Origin of the sequence: Paraburkholderia dipogonis, assembly GCF_042680985.1 — a bacterium.
Taxonomy (GTDB): Bacteria; Pseudomonadota; Gammaproteobacteria; order Burkholderiales; family Burkholderiaceae; genus Paraburkholderia; species Paraburkholderia phytofirmans.
Genome location: NZ_JBHUFR010000007.1, coordinates 23,296 through 38,989, shown reverse-complemented (window position 1 = coordinate 38,989; position 15,694 = coordinate 23,296). Strand labels below are relative to the sequence as shown.

At 61.6% G+C, this 15,694-nt stretch carries 17 protein-coding genes; 10 read left to right on the top strand and 7 right to left on the bottom strand.

Annotated elements, in window-relative coordinates; translation table 11 throughout:
* Positions 1-52 precede the first annotated feature (52 nt).
* Both ACFSNN_RS08940 and ACFSNN_RS08935 read left to right on the top strand, forming a co-directional pair.
* Positions 53-802: a DNA/RNA non-specific endonuclease gene (locus tag ACFSNN_RS08940; protein ID WP_134461204.1), complete on the top strand. Its 750-nt coding sequence runs from the start codon at positions 53-55 to the stop codon at positions 800-802.
* Positions 795-1,055: a hypothetical protein gene (locus tag ACFSNN_RS08935; protein WP_091805439.1), complete on the top strand. Its 261-nt coding sequence runs from the start codon at positions 795-797 to the stop codon at positions 1,053-1,055. The genes ACFSNN_RS08940 and ACFSNN_RS08935 overlap by 8 nt, the downstream gene beginning before the upstream one ends.
* 59 nt (positions 1,056-1,114) lie before the next feature.
* Here the strand turns inward: ACFSNN_RS08935 and ACFSNN_RS08930 are convergent, their stop codons facing one another.
* Positions 1,115-2,854, bottom strand: coding sequence for a methyltransferase type 11 (locus tag ACFSNN_RS08930; protein ID WP_134461207.1), 1,740 nt, complete (start codon positions 2,852-2,854; stop codon positions 1,115-1,117).
* Positions 2,855-3,187: 333 nt separating this feature from the next.
* Between ACFSNN_RS08930 and ACFSNN_RS08925 the strand changes: the two genes are divergently transcribed.
* Together ACFSNN_RS08925 and ACFSNN_RS08920 are read left to right on the top strand one after the other, a co-directional pair.
* Positions 3,188-3,559 (top strand): hypothetical protein, encoded by a 372-nt coding sequence (locus ACFSNN_RS08925; RefSeq protein WP_012428831.1) that lies wholly within the window; start codon positions 3,188-3,190, stop codon positions 3,557-3,559.
* Positions 3,560-3,809: 250 nt separating this feature from the next.
* On the top strand, positions 3,810-4,199 hold the full coding sequence (locus ACFSNN_RS08920) for a hypothetical protein (RefSeq protein WP_134461210.1): 390 nt from the start codon (positions 3,810-3,812) through the stop codon (positions 4,197-4,199).
* Between the two features lie 14 nt (positions 4,200-4,213).
* On the opposite strand, the gene ACFSNN_RS08915 is transcribed toward ACFSNN_RS08920, so the two are convergent.
* On the bottom strand, positions 4,214-4,927 hold the full coding sequence (locus ACFSNN_RS08915) for a Crp/Fnr family transcriptional regulator (RefSeq protein ID WP_134461213.1): 714 nt from the start codon (positions 4,925-4,927) through the stop codon (positions 4,214-4,216).
* Between the two features lie 91 nt (positions 4,928-5,018).
* Here ACFSNN_RS08915 and ACFSNN_RS08910 point away from each other — a divergent pair, with 91 nt between their 5' ends.
* Positions 5,019-5,558 carry an Mpo1 family 2-hydroxy fatty acid dioxygenase gene (locus ACFSNN_RS08910; RefSeq protein WP_134461216.1) on the top strand — a complete coding sequence of 180 codons (540 nt, stop codon included), beginning with the start codon at positions 5,019-5,021 and terminating at the stop codon, positions 5,556-5,558.
* 40 nt (positions 5,559-5,598) lie between these two features.
* Here ACFSNN_RS08910 and rarD read toward each other — a convergent pair whose 3' ends face one another.
* Positions 5,599-6,495, bottom strand: coding sequence for an EamA family transporter RarD (rarD, locus tag ACFSNN_RS08905; RefSeq protein WP_134461219.1), 897 nt, complete (start codon positions 6,493-6,495; stop codon positions 5,599-5,601).
* 561 nt (positions 6,496-7,056) lie between these two features.
* Between rarD and egtD the strand changes: the two genes are divergently transcribed.
* A complete protein-coding gene (gene egtD, locus ACFSNN_RS08900; RefSeq protein WP_134461222.1) occupies positions 7,057-8,037 on the top strand; it encodes an L-histidine N(alpha)-methyltransferase in 981 nt (326 codons plus the stop codon).
* Between the two features lie 143 nt (positions 8,038-8,180).
* Here egtD and ACFSNN_RS08895 read toward each other — a convergent pair whose 3' ends face one another.
* Positions 8,181-8,474, bottom strand: a complete 294-nt coding sequence (locus ACFSNN_RS08895) for an acylphosphatase (protein WP_063500556.1) — start codon at positions 8,472-8,474, stop codon at positions 8,181-8,183.
* 214 nt (positions 8,475-8,688) lie between these two features.
* On the opposite strand from ACFSNN_RS08895, the gene hpnA reads away from it, so the two are divergent.
* Together hpnA and ACFSNN_RS08885 are read left to right on the top strand one after the other, a co-directional pair.
* Positions 8,689-9,699, top strand: coding sequence for a hopanoid-associated sugar epimerase (gene hpnA, locus ACFSNN_RS08890; RefSeq protein ID WP_134461225.1), 1,011 nt, complete (start codon positions 8,689-8,691; stop codon positions 9,697-9,699).
* A gap of 136 nt (positions 9,700-9,835) precedes the next feature.
* Positions 9,836-10,381 (top strand): hypothetical protein, encoded by a 546-nt coding sequence (locus tag ACFSNN_RS08885; RefSeq protein WP_134461228.1) that lies wholly within the window; start codon positions 9,836-9,838, stop codon positions 10,379-10,381.
* A 59-nt stretch (positions 10,382-10,440) separates the two neighbouring features.
* On the opposite strand, the gene ACFSNN_RS08880 is transcribed toward ACFSNN_RS08885, so the two are convergent.
* Positions 10,441-11,613 carry a glycosyltransferase gene (locus ACFSNN_RS08880; RefSeq protein ID WP_134461231.1) on the bottom strand — a complete coding sequence of 391 codons (1,173 nt, stop codon included), beginning with the start codon at positions 11,611-11,613 and terminating at the stop codon, positions 10,441-10,443.
* A complete protein-coding gene (gene hpnC, locus ACFSNN_RS08875; protein ID WP_134461234.1) occupies positions 11,613-12,479 on the bottom strand; it encodes a squalene synthase HpnC in 867 nt (288 codons plus the stop codon). The genes ACFSNN_RS08880 and hpnC overlap by 1 nt, the downstream gene beginning before the upstream one ends.
* Positions 12,480-12,822: 343 nt before the next feature.
* Here hpnC and ispH point away from each other — a divergent pair, with 343 nt between their 5' ends.
* A complete protein-coding gene (gene ispH, locus ACFSNN_RS08870) occupies positions 12,823-13,767 on the top strand; it encodes a 4-hydroxy-3-methylbut-2-enyl diphosphate reductase (RefSeq protein WP_012428820.1) in 945 nt (314 codons plus the stop codon).
* A 10-nt stretch (positions 13,768-13,777) separates the two neighbouring features.
* Complete coding sequence (gene hpnH / locus ACFSNN_RS08865) at positions 13,778-14,932, top strand: adenosyl-hopene transferase HpnH (protein ID WP_012428819.1); 1,155 nt, start codon at positions 13,778-13,780, stop codon at positions 14,930-14,932.
* Positions 14,933-15,056: 124 nt separating this feature from the next.
* On the opposite strand, the gene ACFSNN_RS08860 is transcribed toward hpnH, so the two are convergent.
* Positions 15,057-15,662, bottom strand: a complete 606-nt coding sequence (locus ACFSNN_RS08860) for an MlaC/ttg2D family ABC transporter substrate-binding protein (protein ID WP_134461237.1) — start codon at positions 15,660-15,662, stop codon at positions 15,057-15,059.
* Between the last annotated feature and the right edge of the window lie 32 nt (positions 15,663-15,694).

The window sequence follows — 15,694 nt, the reverse complement described above, 5'->3', positions numbered from 1 at the left end:
AGATGGGCTCGCAACGCTATACTTGCGCCCCCATCCCTCGACTGACTGACACATGAAGAAGTGGTTTGCCTGTCTGTTGTTCGCCGTTGCCGCTCACGCCAGCGCAGCGCCTTCCTGCACTCAATTCACACCGAATTCGCAATGGCCGGTTCTGAGCAATCAGAAGATGGCGCCGAAAACGCGCATGCTTTGTTATAGCGATTTCGCGGTTTTGCATTCGGGCATCACGCACGGTCCGCTGTGGTCCGCCGAACATCTGACGCGCGATCATATCGAGGCCGCCAAAGACATGGTGCGCACCAACAAGTTCTTTGAAGACGCGCGCCTGCCGGACGGCGAAGGCGCCACGCTCGCGGACTACAAGCGCAGCGGATTCGACCGCGGGCACATGAGCCCGGCGGGCAATCGCTGGAATCAGGAGGCGATGGCACAATCGTTCTCGCTGGCCAACGTCGTGCCGCAAAACCGTGAGAACAACCAGCGTTTGTGGGCACGCATCGAGACCTCCGTGCGCAAGATCGCGGTGTCGTACGACGATACCTATGTGGTCACCGGCCCGATATTCAACGGCCAACAGTTGCAGACTATCGGACCGACGCGCGTGTTCGTGCCGACGCAGATCTTCAAGGTGGTCTACGTGCCGTCGCGCAAGATGGCGTTTGCCGTGGTGGTGGACAATGTGTCGACGAACCGTTACGACATCAAGACGATTCACGAACTCGAAGCAGCATCGGGCATCCGTTTTCCGGGCATTCCGGAGAACCTCAAAGACCAGCGACCGGGAGGACTGAAAGGTGTTTAAACCCTATTCGAACGACGACGATGTGCTCAACATTCAGGGCGATGCCTTAACGGTGAGCAACGGCACGACACGCATCGTGCTGAACGGCACGCTGGAACTGACGCAGGATCAGCGTGGATTGAAGGCGGCGTTGGCACTGAAAGATGCGGTGGATGCGATCGTGGCCAGCTTGCAGGCGCAGAGCAATTTGCCCGCGAAGGTCAAGGACGAACCGGACGCGAAGCCGGGCGTCGTGCAGAACCCGTTCAACTAGTCATCACGCGGAGCGCCGGCAACCGGCGTGATGCATTTTTTCGTGGGAGCGGCCGGCCCTCATCTTGTGTTGCGCAGGTCGATCAAAGCCAAACGAATCCGCTCCACGACCTCGGACCACCCTCTGCCTTTTTCCCGAAACAGGCGGGCAGAGGGAAACCACGGACTGTCTTCCCGTTCGAGGTGCCATCTCCAGTCGCCCAGCATGGGTAGCATCAGCCACAACGGCCTACCCATCGCGCCCGCCAGATTGGCCGCTGAGGTGTCCACGCTAATGATCAGGTCCAGCGCGTTCATCAGTTTTGCCGTATCGCCGAATGAACGAAGACGAGGTCCGAGGTCATGCACGTTGCGCAAGCGCGCGGCGTAGTCGGCGGCTTCGTCTTCGCCTTGTCCCTTCTGCATGATGTAGAACTCAACGTCTTCGAGCGCGAAGAGTGGATCGAGACAACTCAGCGACGGCAGCGATCTGGCGGCATCGTTCTCGTGCGTCGGCGCGCCTTTGAAGATCACGCCGACTTTCAGTGCGTGCGCGTTGCCCGGCAAGACCATCGGTGTGTGCTCGACGCCCGCACGCAGATACGGCACCACGTCCGGCAAATGATCGATGTCGAGAGGCGCCCACACCGGGATTGCATGCGGATAGACCCAATAGTCATGACACGGCAGTTGCGGCGCGTCTTCGACCGAGCAGATCGCCGCGGCCTCGCCTGAGGCCCTGAACAATTCGACGAGCGGGGCCTGACATACCACTGTCACCCGCGCCGCCCCGTGGCGTTCGCGAAAAATCCGCGCAAACCGGAAAAAGAAAATCTCGTCGCCCAGACCGAATTCGCTCCAGATAACGATCGATTTGCCTTCGAGCGACTCGCCGCGCCAGTTTGCGTAGGCCGGCGGCGCGACGGTGGTCCGGCCTCGCCAGTCCGCGCCGTCGAACAGCGCCTCACGTCGACGAAAACCCTCGGTGAGTTTGCCGAGAGCAATCAACATCAGCGCATTGAAGAGTCGAGGCAAGCGCTCGTTCGGGAGTCGTCGGACGCTTTCGTCCCACAGGTCCTCTAGTCGATCGTGAACACCCCGACGCACCAGTTCAAGGTTGATGTGGAAGTAGGTTTGGAGTCGATACGGATACAGTCTTAGCGTTTTATGGCAAAGGTCCAGCATCGCCGAATCGGTTTCCGCATTCGGCATGGCAGTGGCCAGGTCGAAGAGCCGAGGCACATCGCGCTTGCGCAGCACGATTTCTATCGCGTACGCGGCCGCTTGATGCTGTCTGTCCGCCGAACCCTCTTGCCGATTCTCGCCGAACTCGCGCAGCAGGCAAATGCGTTCGCATGACGAAACAGGTGAAGCATCATTCACCAGATCGAGCACATTCAAGGAACCCGCGCTCGCCACGTCAGGCCGATGCAGAGTGAAGGTGCGTTCATGATCGACGTCCGTCAGGGTCGGCGATATTCCTTGCTCGCTGAGAGGATCGACCGGCAACGTCAGAATCAGGTAACCGCCGGACTTGATGAATTCGAGCCACCTGACGAGCACTTGCCGGGGATTGTCGAAGCGTCCAAGGCAATCCGAATGAACGAAATCAAGTACATCGGCCGGCGCGTCGTCCATATAGATAACGTCACGCTCATTCACGTTCCAGGCGAACAGTTGTTCAATGCGAGGAAAAAGACTTGCGTAGTCGGAAACAGGATCGCTCCCGGCGCCGATATCCAAGCCGACGCCGGAGAAGTAGCCGTGCAGAAATGCCGGCTCCTGCGCGCGCCGCAGCGCGAGTTTGAGTGACTGGTTCATCTGGTGTTTCGCACAAGTTAGATGACGCGTCAGGCCAGTTTAACGATAGCCAGCCCGCCCAATTGACGCGGAGGGCAGATGATATTCCGCTGGTGGAAACTCCTATATCACAATACAAATAGCACCCTTCGTGCGAAGAAGCCAGTTCCCAATTTGCCGCCACGGCACAAGCCAAACCACCGAAACTGCTTCGGGATCCCCAATATGTTTCAGCGGTTACGTTTTGTCACCAGAGCGACGTCAACTCCTGTCTTCCCGTCAACGTTAAACCGGCAGCGCTGAAAAATTTCAGCCGCGACACAAGAATCAACCGGTTAAACCAGGAGTTAAACCATGAAGACGCTTTTCGCCGCACTCGCTTCCGCTCTGCTCGTGTCGACCGCTTTCGCTCAAACGGCCGCACCGTCCGCCGCGCAACCCGCGCAAACGCAACCCGCCGGCCAGGCGAACCTGAAGGCGAGCACCGCCGTACAAACGGGCGCCACGGACGACGGCGCCGCAGCAACGAAGGCGCCGGCCAAGGCCGCGACCAAAGCGCACGTGAAGAAGACTTCCGCCCATCACACGGCGAAAGCGCACAAGACCACCAAGAAGGCCGCGGCTGAAACGAGCGCCGCCACGACTAAAACGGAGAGCGCGAAAGAGGCCAGCAATGCCCCGGTAAAAGCCGACGGCGCAAAGACCGACACGACAAAAACGCAATAACACGTGATCGGTTTCGGCACGCACCGGCCAGGCATGTGTAGGTAATCGAAGCCGAACTGTGCCGTTCAGGGAGGGCGAGTCAGATGACTCGCCTTTTTTATGCGTGGTTCGTATCGCGTGAGTGTGCCCGTTTCAGGCAACCCTGTATGATTTTTCTAACGCACACCCGAATTTTTGCACCGCGTTTACCCGCTGACGTCTAATCTCGAACTGTCTTGATCAACCATGGCGTCGACGAACGCCACATCACATGGCTCTCACACAATCCATCGACAGTCTCGCCACCCAACCGGTCAACGAGCCGCACGTTCAACGCAACAACGTCATTCCCTTCCCCGCTGCACGCGTCCGCTTGCAGATAACGCTGCCGCATCGGCCGTATGAACTGCCCGGCACCCAGCTTCGCGCTCTGCTTCATTCTCCTCTCGGTGTTTATGTCGTCGCCACGCAGGCGGTGCGCCAGGAAATCCGCGTGCAACTCGACATCGCTCCCGACGACTTCGACTTCACCCTGCACACGCTGATTTCGACACTTCCCGCCGCGACGATCGGACCGTTGAAGCGGCGCAGCGCGACTGCGGTCTATCTCGCCGCCATGCCGCCGTTCGCGTTCTCTCGTGAGCAGGCGAAAGGTAAATAGCAAAAGCGCCGCAATCAATCCGCAACGGGATTCAACTCGGCCAACGCAGCCAGCTTCTGCATATCGGCAATTTCGATTTCCGCGTATCCGAGCTTCAGCGCGCCTTGCGTTTCGAACTGCTTCAGCACCTGGTTGATGGTTTGCCGGGACAGCGCCAGCATCATCGCGAGATCTTCTTGCGGGACTTTGAGCACGCGCCGCGATGCGCCGGGCTCGCCGTAGCCACCTGCCATCAATAACAAGCGACGCGCCACACGCTGCGCGGCGGGCAGCAACGCGGCTTCTTCAATCGCGTCGAAAGCAAGACGCAGTTTTTGCGTCAACAGCAGACCGAACAAATGCCAATAAGCGGGCGTGCGTTCGAGTAGCGCGGCGAGTGCGGCGCGCGGCACATGAAACAGCTCGGAATCGCGTTCGGCATACGCGTCGTGAGTCCGCGGCCGGTTGTCGAACAGCGCGATCTCGCCGAACCAGTTCACCGGTTCGATGACGGCAAGCAAAGCCTCCTTGCCCGCCGAACTGGCCGCGCCGATTCTCACAAGGCCATCGAGCACGCAATAGAGGCCGTCGTCGAAATCGCCGCGCGTGAAGAGACGCTGACCGGCAGCGAGCCGTTCGACACGCCCAGCTTCGATCAATTGCGCCTGCATGGCGGGGGGCGCCGAACGAAACCACGCGCTGCGCCCGAGCAGCGCGGCAAGCATATTCGATGGAAAACTCGCAGTCATAGAACGGCACTCATGCCCGATTGTCGGCTACCCGATGGTTTCAAATTCCGCTGCCCGCGATTATGCTGACTTTGAAAGAGGAGCGGCATCCATGAGAACGCTGACGCAGCAGCTGACGCAATACGCGGCCTACCATCGTGACCGGCGCAATATCGTCACGCACTTCATCGGCATTCCGATGATCGTGCTGGCCCTGGCGGTGTTGTTGAGCCGGCCTGCTTTCGCTATCGGCGCCTGGCCGCTGACGCTATCTCCCGCGTGGGTGTTATTCGTCGCGGCCACGCTGTATTACCTTGTGCTCGACGTGCCGCTCGGCGTGATGATGGCCTTCGTGTCCGCGCTCTGCGTCGCGTTCGGCCAGTGGACAGCCACGCAATCGACGTTCGCGTGGCTCGTGATCGGTGTAGGGCTCTTTCTGGTGGGCTGGGTGTTCCAGTTCGTCGGACACGTGGCCTACGAACATCGCAAGCCGGCCTTTGTGGATGATGTGATCGGTCTGCTGATCGGACCGCTGTTCGTGCTGGCCGAAGCGTTGTTCGGCTTCGGCTGGCGGCCCGCGCTGCGCGCAGCGATCGAGGCGCAAGTCGGTCCGACGCGTATCAATGCGGCTCATACGGCGGCGCACCGCTAAAGCGCGCCGCGCGCTTCAGCGACTGCCTGGTCGATGCGACTCAGTTCGGTGCGAGACGAACGAGGCGCACGCTATGCAATGCCGTCAGCGCGACCGCGATCCAGATGGGAACGTAGGTCGCCAACTGTGCGACGCTCAGCGTTTCACCGAGCAACGTGATCGAGATCAGCACCAGCAACACCGGCTCGACGTAGCCGAGAATGCCGAACAACGCGACCGGCAACAACCGGCTCGCCTTGAGATACGACGCGAGCGCAATGGTGCTCAGCGCACCGAGACCCGGCAACAGTAACCACCACCGGCTAGGATGGCCGGCGATCATCGCCAGCGAGCCGCCGTTGAAAACCAGCGCGATGGCCGGCGGCAACAGCAGCGCCATTTCCACGGTGAACATCGCGAGCGAGTCGTGATTAATCTTGCGACGCAAAACGAAATACGGCGGATAGCCGAGCGAGACCAGCAAGGTCGGCCACGAAAATGCGCCCGTCACCCACAATTCATGACCGACGCCCGTCGCCGCACACGCAACGGCCAGCCACTGCAAACCGTCCAGACGCTCGTGATAATAAAAGCGCCCGACGAGTACCATCGTCAGCGGCATCAGGAAATAGCCGAGCGAGACTTCGAGCATCCGGCCATGCAGAGGCGCCCACAGAAACACCCACAGTTGCGCGCCAAGCAACGCCGCGCTCACGATCATCGCCATGCCGAGTTTAGGCGCGGTCACCATGCGGTAAAGAAGCCGCCGCAGAATGGGCAGGCGCTTTCTCAAAGCCACCAGCAACAATGCTCCCGGCACAGTCCAGATAACGCGCCACGCGAAAATGTCGAGGCCGCTTAGCGGCGCCAACAGGGTTGCGTAAGCGGACAGTAATGCAAACGTCGTGGTCGCGCACACCGACAGCGCGATCCCGCGCCTTAGGTCATACTGGTTCATCGAGCGATCTGTTGGGTAGCTGCTTCGAAAACGATACCGGCGCGTGCGCGGGCAGTGTTGTTTGCAGCGCAGCATTCAGGCGCACGGCATTTGTTGTTGTCATTGGAAGTGGAATCTCACAAGCGGGCAGTGCGTATCCAGCCCTGCGTTTTTCGCTTCGATAAAAGGAACGAAGCGGCATTCTAGACGGCTTATCCGCTCGCGGCTCCCGCGTGGGTCCGCGCGCTGTCATCAATCGGCTGAAATTATTCCGTGCGCATCGCACGTCGATGGACTAGAACATAACTTCATGTGCGGCCAACGCCACATATCATCCCGCGCCAAGCGGCTCAAGCGCGAATCTTGCTATCTAGTTCTGCGACGCTGCTTGCATCACCGTTCGCGACACCCAGCAAGTCCCCTTGGGGACAGCATGTGCAGCATCCATGAGCCGGGCCGGCGATCGCAGTCCAACGGACCGAGCCCGCCCTTCTTCTCCACGGCACGCCTCAACTGCGTTTCATCGCGCGTGCCGCCGCCCGGCAGCAATCCCGCTCATCGAATGTGACTACTGGAGCCAGCATGACCCAGCCAGCCCTATCGCACGACGCATCGCCCGACCTACGCTCCGCCTTTGCCGCCGACGTTCGCGCCGGCCTCACCCATGCGCCGCAGAAAGAACTGCCATCGAAGTATCTGTATGACGAAGTGGGCTCCGCGCTGTTCGAAGTGATCACCGTGTTGCCGGAATACGGCGTAACGCGCGCGGAAGAACGTCTGCTGACCAGACATGCCGCGGACATCGTCGCGCACTTGCCACACGACGTGACGGTCGCCGAACTCGGCAGCGGCAGCGGCCGTAAAACGCGGCGCATTCTGGAAGCGCTGTGTAAAAAGCGCCCCACTTCTTATTGCCCGATTGAAATTTCGCGCAGCGCGCTGCAGTTGTGCAGGCGCGAACTCGGCGACATCGAGCGCATTTCGATCGTCGGTTATGAACGCGATTACCTGGCCGGCCTTGCTGAAGTGAGCAAGCAGCGCGCGGCAGACGAGCGGTTACTCGTACTGTTTCTTGGCAGTACGATCGGTAACTTCGGAAGACTCGCGGCAACGCGTTTCTTGCGTGACATCCGCAACATGCTCGCTCCTGGCGACGCATTGCTGCTCGGCACGGACCTGATCAAGCCGACGCCTGTACTGGTGGCCGCCTACGACGACTCGATCGGCGTCACTGCGTCGTTCAATCTGAACCTGCTGGCGCGCATCAATCGCGAACTCGACGGCGACTTTCCGCTCGAGGCGTTCGAGCACGTCGCGCGCTTCAATCCGGACGCGCGCAGTATCGAAATGCATTTGCGAGCCAAGCGCGATATCACCGCGCGCGTGGGCGCGGCGCAATTGACGGTGTCGCTCAAGGCAGGCGAAACGATCTGGACCGAGAGCAGCCACAAATATCGCGCGGAAGAGATGCCCGCGATTGCCGACGACGCCGGCTTCGTGTGCAGCCATCAATGGATCGAAGACGAGTGGGGCTTTGCGGAGAGTCTGCTCGTGGCGCGATGAGTGCGTTGGGCCACTGACGTCGCCGACGCCGCTGACTGAAGCACGGCCACGCAAACACGGCAAGGCGGCGCGCCATCGCCCATGATGGATGATGGCGCGCCGCCTTCTGTTTTTGCGTAGTTTTGCGTTGTACGTGCAGCCGCTCAGTGCTGCTCGAAACGTTCGTAGCGCTTTTCCGTGGCGCGCTCTTCGCCGGTTACCTCGGTCACGCGCGCCGCCGGCGGCCCGTGACGCAGCCACGACAGCATGCGGTCGACCTGGTTGGCCGAGCCCTGCAACATCGCTTCGACGGAACCGTCGTCGAGATTCGCCACCCATCCCTTGATACCGAGCGCGTGAGCCTGCCGCACGGTCGCGTGGCGAAAGCCGACGCCCTGCACGGTGCCGCGCACGCGCACGTAATACGTTTCGATCCGCTGATCCAGATCTGGGGCCATGCCGTCCTCTCTCTTCTGTTGACCGGAGTTGGCGCTTTAGCGCTTACTCCGGTGCCATGCAACGCGCAATCTTTCAAGCCGGCATTCTAGTCGCGTCGCGGCGAGCTTGCTCGGCAAAGCGTGCTTCTGACTGTTCGCGCGGGACCGCCGGCGCGACACGCGGCGCGAACGCCACGTACAATCCGTCGACTGTCATGCGGGGAATGGAAAGAGAATGACCGAACAGAATCGCGATCTCGTACTCGTGACCGGCGCCTCCGGCTTTGTCGGCTCGTCGGTGGCGCGCATCGCGCAACAGAAGGGTTTCAAGGTGCGCGTGCTGGTGCGCGCCACGAGCCCGCGTCAGAACGTCGAGTCGCTGGACGCGGAAATCGTGGTCGGCGATATGCGCGACGAAGCATCGATGCGCAACGCGCTGCGCGGTGTGCGCTATCTGCTGCACGTGGCCGCCGACTATCGGCTGTGGGCGCCTGACCCGAGCGAGATCGAGCGCTCGAACCTCGAAGGCACCGAGGCGACCATGCGCGCGGCGCTGAAGGAAGGCGTCGAGCGCATTGTCTACACGAGCAGTGTGGCCACGCTGAAAGTGACCAGTTCTGGCCAGTCTGCGGACGAAACCTCACCGCTCAAAGCCGATCAGGCGATCGGCGTGTACAAGCGCAGCAAAGTGCTGGCCGAGCGCGCGGTTGAGCGGATGATCGCCGAAGACGGCCTGCCGGCAGTGATCGTCAACCCGTCCACGCCGATCGGGCCGCGCGATGTCAAGCCGACACCGACAGGACGCATCATCGTGGAAGCGGCGCTCGGCAAGATTCCGGCGTTCGTCGATACGGGCCTGAATCTCGTGCACGTAGATGACGTCGCGGCCGGCCATTTCCTCGCGCTCGAACGCGGCAAGATCGGCGAGCGCTATATTCTCGGCGGCGAAAATCTGCCGCTTCAACAGATGCTCGCTGATATCGCGGCGCTAACCGGCCGCAAGGCGCCGACGCTGAGCCTGCCGCGCTGGCCGCTGTATCCGTTGGCCATGGGCGCCGAAGCCGTCGCCAAGATCACGAAACGCGAACCGTTCGTCACCGTCGACGGCTTGAAAATGTCGAAAAACAAGATGTATTTCACTTCGGCAAAAGCGGAACACGAGCTCGGCTATCGCTCGCGGCCCTATCGCGAGGGCTTGAGCGATGCACTCGACTGGTTCAGGCAAGCGGGCTATCTGAAGCCGTAGCTTTGCGCGAATAAGCGGCCGGTAGCCAGCGTTGCGGCTCGACTGCAAGCATTTTGTTACAACGTCACTGTGTTAGCGACAGGTAAAAGCCGACGCGCAGCAGTTAAAATCGTGGGTCTTACCAGAGAAACCTCGCATGAATCTTCACGAACAGCTCGGCGCACTGGAACTGGGCGTCGATCAGCTCATTCAGGCTGTCGTGGCCCCGCAGGCCGAAAACATCCCCGAGACACCCGCACAGAACGTTGCGCCGCAAGCGCCGGCGGATCAGGTCGCGTCCGATTCCCGCGCACGACCGGCTGAGACCCCGGCTGAGACCGAGGCGGCCGTTGTCGAAGGCGAAACTCCGGCTCCGCAGCGTCAGCCCACGCTCGAAATCAATCGCCCCGCGCAGAACGAGATCACCATGACGATCGGCGGCCAGACCGTCGCGCTGCGCGCGGAGCAGATCGGCCAATTAATCGAGGAACTGTCGAACGCGCGCGCTTCGATGACGCCGGAACCGCCGCCGGGCATTCCGCCAGGCTGGCGCTTCGTGTCCACGAAAAATCCGGTCATGGCGGTGCAGAAGCAGTCGAATGGCGACCGTTTGCTGGTCATGCGCCACACCGGACACGGCTGGGTGCCGTTCACGTTCTCGCCGGACATGGTGATCCAGCTTTACATGATGCTCACCAAGTAAAAAAGCGGCGCCCGAGCGCCGCTTTTGCATTCCACCGCGACTTCTCACTACCGCTTGCTTCAGCGCTCCTGCACCGGCGCCTGAACCCGCGCCTTCCACTGTCCGCCCTTGCCGCGCCAGTAGCGCACCGCTGACGCGAACGTCGCGCCGACATAGAACAACGCGATCAGCGGCAAAAACGGCGCCCACAACGGCGAGCGACGGTAATAGCTGAGCATCGGCGCATAAGCGCAGCACATGGCAGCCCACGCGAGCCATGCCGGCCAGCCCGTCGGACCGAGCGCCAGCGCGGCGACCGGCGGCATCAGGTAAATGATCGTCATGCCGGCCAACGTGCCCGCCAGCAGCAGCGGCGAGTAGCGCAATTGCGTGAAGGCCGTGCGCGCGATCATGTTCCAGATCTCACGCCAGCTGTCGTACGGACGCAGCGACACACTGCGCGCCGCCACATCAAGCCGGATCGGATGACGCCCCGTGCCGCGATGCTTGATGCGCGCGGCGAGGCTGCAGTCGTCGATCAACTCGGCGCGGATCGACTCGATGCCGCCCGCTTCTTCCAGCGCGCTACGGCGCACCAGCATGCACCCGCCCGCGGCCGCCGCCGTGCGATTGCGCGGGTTGTTGACCCACGAGAACGGGTACAGCTTGGCGAAGAAAAACACGAAGGCGGGAATCAGCGCCTTTTCCCAGAACGAATCGCAGCGCAAGCGCACCATCAGCGAGACGAGATCGCGCTGCTCTGCTTCCGAGCGCGCGACGAGTTGCGCGACCGCGTCGGCGGGATGGCCGATGTCGGCGTCGGTCAGCAGAAGGAAATCCGCGGACAAGCCAAGTGTGCGCGCGGCCTCGATACCTTGCGATTGCGCCCACACCTTGCCGGACCAGCCCGGCGGCAGCGGCTTCGCGCTCAATACGGTCAGACGGTCCGGGCATTGCAACTGCAAGGCGGCCGCGCGAGCGGCGTCGGCGGTGCCGTCGGTGCTGTGGTCGTCGACGACGATCACGTGGAATTCGCCTGCATAGTCCTGCTGAAGCAACGTGGTGACCGCCTCGGCGATCACATCGACTTCATTGCGGGCCGGCACCACGGCGGCCACGGCGGGCCACGTTGCGCGCGGCGCGATGGTCAGCGGCGCGGCGGGACGCGCGCGCCAGAAACCGCCGCGCGCGAACAGCAGCGCACACCAGATCAGCAAGGAGAGACACGACAGAAGAAACAGAACCACCGCCATTAAGCATTACCCTCGATTGAACGCGCTTCTACGCCGACGCGACGCGACAGCCACATCACCACCGTGCGGGCCGCGACCACGCACCAGTCAAACGTATTGAGCACCGGCCGCTCGTGGAACACATCGTAGCCCGCTTTCTCGATGCGTTCGAGAAAGCGCAGGCCGCCGTGAATGGCGCCGCATAACTCGATGCCCAGCCGCCCCGGAATTCGCAACGCGAGCGGCGCGCCACGCACCAGCGTCTCACGTACGAACGACACTTCGTGCGCCATGAGCGCCCGCCAGTCGTCATCGGCGACGCCGTTGGCGATGTGCGCCTCGGTCACGTTGAAGCGCCGCATATCAGCGAGCGGCAAATACACGCGGTCCTTTTTCCAGTCGGCGGAGACGTCGAGCCAGAAGCTGATCAACTGCGACGCCGTGCAGATCGCGTCGGCGTCGGCAAGATTCTCCGGCGTGGCCGCGCCGATCAGATGCAGCATCAGATGCCCGAGCGGATTGGCCGAGTGGCGGCAGTAGTCGAGCAATGCGGCGCGGTCGGCATAACGATTGGTGTCGATGTCCTGGCCGCACGCGTGAAGCAGGTCGTAGAACGGCGCGAGCGGCAGTTTATACTGGGCGACCACGCCGGCGAGCTTGCCGAACAGAAGCGGATGCACTGGCGCCGCGCGCCGCGCCGCTACCGCGTCGAGCCCGGCGCGGAAGTCGGCGAGACGGGCGTGCCGCTCGGTTGCGCTCCAGTCGCCTTCGTCGGCAATGTCACCCGCCGTGCGGACAACCTGATAGATAATGCCGATGGGCGCGCGCAGCGCCTTGGGCAGCAACACGCTCGCGACCGGAAAGTTTTCGTATTGATCGACGTCCATCCAGCGAGCCTCGAAACCCTTTTGTAATGCGGGCGCCAGGCGCCGCGGGACTACGTAGTTTAAGGGTTCCGTCAAACCGCTGCAGCGTGCAATCATTACCGCATCCGCATTGCCGTACCCGTTGCTTGCCGCGCCGGGCATCGTTCGGCTGCTGCGGCGCCTCACCAGCACCCGCCGGGCGCCGCCAAAGCAAAGCCCGGCTGATAGCGTTAGAATGCGCGTTTGGTTTTGCTGTACCGGCACGTCGCCGGGGCTCAAGACGTCAACTAATTAGATGATCGCGGCGATAAAGTCAGATTTACCGACTTCTTCGAAACCCGCGTCAGTCGGAGTTCGCCAACTTATGCGAGTCATCCTTGCTCAACCCCGCGGCTTTTGTGCGGGTGTTGTTCGCGCAATCGAGATCGTCGATCGCGCGTTACAGCAACACGGCGCACCCGTGTATGTCCGCCACGAGATTGTTCACAATCGGCACGTGGTCGACAATTTGCGCCAGAAAGGCGCGCGCTTCGTCGAGGAACTCGATGAAGTGCCGCAAGGCGCCGTGGCGATTTTCAGCGCGCACGGTGTCGCTCAAACGGTTGAGCGCGACGCCGAAGCGCGGGGTCTCGACGTGCTCGACGCGACCTGCCCGCTTGTTACCAAAGTGCACGTGCAGGGCCGCCAGTACGTCGGCGCCGGCCGCACGCTGATTCTGATCGGCCACGCCGGGCATCCGGAAGTGGAAGGCACGATCGGCCAGATTCCAGGCAAAGTGCTGCTGGTGCAGAGCGAGGCCGAGGTCGCGCACCTCGATCTGCCGGTCGACACGCCGCTCGCCTATGTCACGCAGACCACGCTGTCGGTGGACGACACGCGTGGCATTATCGATGCGCTGCTGCGCCGCTTCACCGACATCGTCGGTCCGGATACGCGCGACATCTGCTATGCCACGCAAAACCGCCAGGCGGCGGTGCGCGAGTTGAGCAAGCAGGTCGACGTGCTGCTGGTGGTGGGCGCAACCAATAGTTCGAACTCGAACCGGCTGCGCGAGATCGGCAGCGAAAGCGGCGTGGCGAGCTATCTCGTCGCCGACGGTTCGGAAGTGAAGCCGGAATGGTTTGCGAACGTGCAGACCGTCGGCATCACGGCCGGCGCTTCGGCGCCGGAAGAGATGGTCAAGAACGTAATCGATGCGCTGAGCGCATTGGGGCCCGTCGATGTCACGACGATGGCGGGCCGTGAAGAAAAGGTCGAATTCAAGTTGCCATCGAAGCTGATGCAACCACTCGCTGCACGCGAAGTTTAAGGAGGACGTCTTGTCTATTCCGCTGCTACAGAAAGTCCGGGTCGGCGCATACATCATGCGTCAGCATCTGTCCGGTAACAAACGCTACCCGCTCGCCCTGATGCTGGAGCCGCTGTTCCGCTGCAACCTCGCCTGCAATGGCTGCGGCAAGATCGATTATCCGGATCCCATCTTGAATCAGCGCCTGTCGCTGCAAGAATGCCTTGAAGCCGTCGACGAGTGCAATGCGCCGGTGGTCTCGATCGCAGGCGGCGAACCGCTGCTGCACAAGGAAATGCCGCAGATCGTGAAGGGCATCATGGCGCGCAAGAAGTTCGTGTACCTGTGCACGAACGCGCTGCTGATGGAAAAGAAGATGGACGACTACGAGCCGAATCCGTACTTCGTCTGGTCGGTTCACCTCGACGGCGATCAGCAGGCCCACGATCACTCGGTGTCGCAGGAAGGCGTGTACGACAAGGCGGTCGCCGCCATCAAGGAAGCGAAGCGCCGCGGTTTCCGCGTGAACATCAACTGCACGTTGTTCAACGACGCCGTGCCGGAACGCGTCGCTGCGTTCTTCGACACGCTGGGCCCGATGGGCGTGGACGGCATCACCGTCTCGCCGGGTTACGCGTACGAACGCGCGCCGGATCAGCAGCACTTCCTGAACCGCGACAAGACCAAGCACCTGTTCCGCGAAATTTTCAAGCGCGGCAACAACGGCAAGAACTGGTCGTTCAGCCAGTCGAGCATGTTCCTCGACTTCCTGGCAGGCAACCAGACGTACGAATGCACGCCGTGGGGCAACCCCGCGCGTACCGTATTCGGCTGGCAAAAGCCGTGCTATCTGGTCGGCGAAGGTTACGTGAAGACCTTCAAGGAACTGATGGAAACCACGCAGTGGGAAAAATACGGCACGGGTAACTACGAAAAGTGCGCGGACTGCATGGTGCACTGCGGTTTCGAAGCGACCGCCGTGATGGATACGGTCACGCATCCGCTGAAGGCGCTGAAGGTCAGCCTGCGCGGTCCGAAGACGTCGGGCGCTTTTACGAAGGACATTCCTTTGGATAAGCAACGTCCCGCCGAGTATGTCTTCTCGCGTCACGTCGAGATCAAGCTGGAAGAGATCAAGGTGTCGGGCAAGGGCAAGAAAGTGCAGACGGCGACGGCTGCAACCTAAGCGGCCGAACGGGCGGCCTCGCGCCGTCCTTTGTCCTGTATGCAAAAAAGCGCGGTGGCCATCAAGCCACCGCGCTTTTTTTATGCCTCATGCCTCACTCATTGCGACGCGAGGGAATCAACCGTTACCCAGCGCCACGCGCATTGTGAGCGGTCAAAAACTTGATCAGCCCGTCGATGCCGCCTTTGGAAATCTGATCGGCGAATTGCGTCTGATACACCTGGATCAGCCACGCGCCCATCATGTTGATGTCGTAGACCTTCCAGCCGGCGGCATCCTTGGTCATTCGATAGTCGATCGCGTCGTCGCCGCCATTGCTCAGCACGTGCGATTGCACGACCACGTCTTTGGCGCCGGCCGGCACGTTGACCGGCGCGAACTTGAACTTCACGTCCTGGTCACGCAGTTGCGACAGCGAGGCTGCGTAAGTGCGCGTGAGCAGCAGCGTAAACTGCTCGTACAGTTGTTTTTGCTGGTCGGGCGTCGCGGTGGACCAGGCCTTGCCGACCGCGATGCGCGTGGTGCGCTGAAAGTCCGTGGCCGGCAGGAAGCGCGACTCGACCAGTTGGGTGATCTTGGCCATGTCGCCGCCGCGCGCCTGCGGGTCAGCCTTCATTGCGGCCACCGTGCCCTCGACAGCACTTTTTACCACCGCGTCGGGCGCGCTTTGCGCATATGCCGCAGTGGACACCAAGGCCGCAGCCAGAAAAGCAGACAGATAACGTTTCATACGTTCGACAGAACCTGGAAGAAGTAAGCGCC

What these genes read in the sequence shown, in the direction of transcription:
- ACFSNN_RS08915 (WP_134461213.1), bottom strand. Translation starts at nt 4,927, where the DNA reads ATGACTGCGAGTTTTCCATCGAATATGCTTGCCGCGCTGCTCGGGCGC.
- hpnC (WP_134461234.1), bottom strand. Translation starts at nt 12,479, where the DNA reads ATGGACGTCGATCAATACGAAAACTTTCCGGTCGCGAGCGTGTTGCTG.
- ACFSNN_RS08885 (WP_134461228.1), top strand. Translation starts at nt 9,836, where the DNA reads ATGAATCTTCACGAACAGCTCGGCGCACTGGAACTGGGCGTCGATCAG.
- ACFSNN_RS08910 (WP_134461216.1), top strand. Translation starts at nt 5,019, where the DNA reads ATGAGAACGCTGACGCAGCAGCTGACGCAATACGCGGCCTACCATCGT.
- ACFSNN_RS08880 (WP_134461231.1), bottom strand. Translation starts at nt 11,613, where the DNA reads ATGGCGGTGGTTCTGTTTCTTCTGTCGTGTCTCTCCTTGCTGATCTGG.
- rarD (WP_134461219.1), bottom strand. Translation starts at nt 6,495, where the DNA reads ATGAACCAGTATGACCTAAGGCGCGGGATCGCGCTGTCGGTGTGCGCG.
- ACFSNN_RS08920 (WP_134461210.1), top strand. Translation starts at nt 3,810, where the DNA reads ATGGCTCTCACACAATCCATCGACAGTCTCGCCACCCAACCGGTCAAC.
- egtD (WP_134461222.1), top strand. Translation starts at nt 7,057, where the DNA reads ATGACCCAGCCAGCCCTATCGCACGACGCATCGCCCGACCTACGCTCC.
- hpnA (WP_134461225.1), top strand. Translation starts at nt 8,689, where the DNA reads ATGACCGAACAGAATCGCGATCTCGTACTCGTGACCGGCGCCTCCGGC.
- ispH (WP_012428820.1), top strand. Translation starts at nt 12,823, where the DNA reads ATGCGAGTCATCCTTGCTCAACCCCGCGGCTTTTGTGCGGGTGTTGTT.
- ACFSNN_RS08860 (WP_134461237.1), bottom strand. Translation starts at nt 15,662, where the DNA reads ATGAAACGTTATCTGTCTGCTTTTCTGGCTGCGGCCTTGGTGTCCACT.
- ACFSNN_RS08930 (WP_134461207.1), bottom strand. Translation starts at nt 2,854, where the DNA reads ATGAACCAGTCACTCAAACTCGCGCTGCGGCGCGCGCAGGAGCCGGCA.
- ACFSNN_RS08895 (WP_063500556.1), bottom strand. Translation starts at nt 8,474, where the DNA reads ATGGCCCCAGATCTGGATCAGCGGATCGAAACGTATTACGTGCGCGTG.
- ACFSNN_RS08940 (WP_134461204.1), top strand. Translation starts at nt 53, where the DNA reads ATGAAGAAGTGGTTTGCCTGTCTGTTGTTCGCCGTTGCCGCTCACGCC.
- ACFSNN_RS08925 (WP_012428831.1), top strand. Translation starts at nt 3,188, where the DNA reads ATGAAGACGCTTTTCGCCGCACTCGCTTCCGCTCTGCTCGTGTCGACC.